The organism is Sulfuricaulis sp. (assembly GCF_049587675.1).
GTDB lineage: Bacteria > Pseudomonadota > Gammaproteobacteria > Acidiferrobacterales > Sulfurifustaceae > Sulfuricaulis.
On the sequence record NZ_JBAVEJ010000078.1, the window covers coordinates 1 to 1,590 of the forward strand.

Sequence of the window (1,590 nt, forward strand, 5' to 3'; positions counted from 1 at the left end):
CACCAGCACGAACGGCAGGTCGGTCGGGTCGATCAGGAAGCGTTTTCCCGCGTGGGCCCCGAGCCGATTGAACAGTTGCGGGCGCGAGTGCGCCACGTGCGTGGCGATGCGGGTGAATATCGGTTGCAAGAGCGCCAGCGGCACCGGCGCCAGCAGAATGCCGGGGGCATTTTCCAATAGCGATTTCAGCGGAGTCGCAGGGCGGCCCGCGCGGGGAGGGGCTAGCATTTAGGCAAGGTAGCGGCGCCGCCGCCGCGAGGATTTGATCAAGGTCAAGGCGCTTGCCGGTTTCCCGGCGGGTAGCGCCAGCCGCGCTCAGCCGCGGCTAGATGCCGTAATGGGCCTGCTCTGAGCGAGCAGTTGATGTGGCTGTCCCCCGATAGATGATGAAACGGGGTCACGACGTTGAGTCGGCCCCAAGCATCTGGAGACGGAGGACAGCCATGGAACATTATGCCGGAATTGACGTGTCATTGGAACTGTCGAGCGTGTGCGTTGTGGACGCGCAGGGAAAGATTGTGAAGGAGGCAAAGGTCGCGAGCGAGCCCGAAGCCCTAGTTAGCTTCTTCAAGGCGCTTGGCTTTGCAGTAAAGCAGATCGGCCTTGAGGCGGGGCCGTTGTCGCAGTGGCTGCATGCTGGGTTGAAGCAAGCAGGATTCGAAACCGTTCTGCTGGAAACACGGCATGTGAAGGCGGCCTTGTCGGCGATGACGGTGAAGACGGACCGCAAGGATGCGCGCGGGCTTGCCCAGCTGATGCGGATGGGTTGGTTCCGTCCGGTACACGCCAAATCGATGAGGTCGCAGGAGGTGCGTGCGTTGCTGGTTGCGCGCAAGCAGCTTCTCGGGCGGCTTATCGACGTGGAATTGAGCATCCGAGGAATCCTGCGCGGCTTCGGACTGAAGGTTGGCCCGGTTACGCGTAAGGGATTTGAGGCGCGGATTCGGGAATTGGTGACGGGCCAGGCCACATTGGAGCGCATCGCCGGGGCTATGCTTTCGGCGCGGACGGCGTTGAAGGCGGAATACGAAAAGCTGCACAAGGCTGTGCTCTCGGTCGTTCGTGATGACGCGGTCTGCCGGAGGCTGATGACGGTACCGGGGGTCGGTCCGGTGGTGGCAGTGACCTACAAATCGGCAATGGATGATCCCAACCGCATCGCGAAGTCGAAGGCGGCGGGAGCGCTGTTCGGGCTCACGCCGAGAAAGTACCAGTCAGGTGAAAAGGACGTCACTGGCGGGATCACGCGGGCTGGCGATGAGATGGTGCGCACGGTGCTTTATGAAGCGGCCAATGTCCTGCTGGCGCGCATAACGCGGTTTTCGAAACTCAAACGCTGGGGGATGGACGTCGCCAAGCGGCGAGGTTCAAAACGGGCGAAGGTCGCCTTGGCGCGCAAGATCGCAGTGATCCTGCACCGCATGTGGGTCGACGGGACAACTTATCGCTGGACTGAAGCGAAGCCGATTGCTGCACAGGCTTGATCAAGGAGAAATACGAGACGCAAGCGGGCCGAACTGAGACCCTACTGCCCGAAGTCCCGTCGCCGGGACGGTGGAGCTGGTGAAGCCGTTCCACGCCCAGTGGCCG

The 1,590-nt window shown here is 62.2% G+C and carries 1 protein-coding gene; it reads left to right on the forward strand.

Features of this window, described 5'->3' with window-relative positions; genetic code table 11:
- Nucleotides 1–443 precede the first annotated feature (443 nt).
- Nucleotides 444–1,484 (forward strand): IS110 family transposase, encoded by a 1,041-nt coding sequence (locus tag WB402_RS04070; RefSeq protein WP_424205638.1) that lies wholly within the window; start codon nt 444–446, stop codon nt 1,482–1,484.
- Nucleotides 1,485–1,590: the final 106 nt, after the last annotated feature.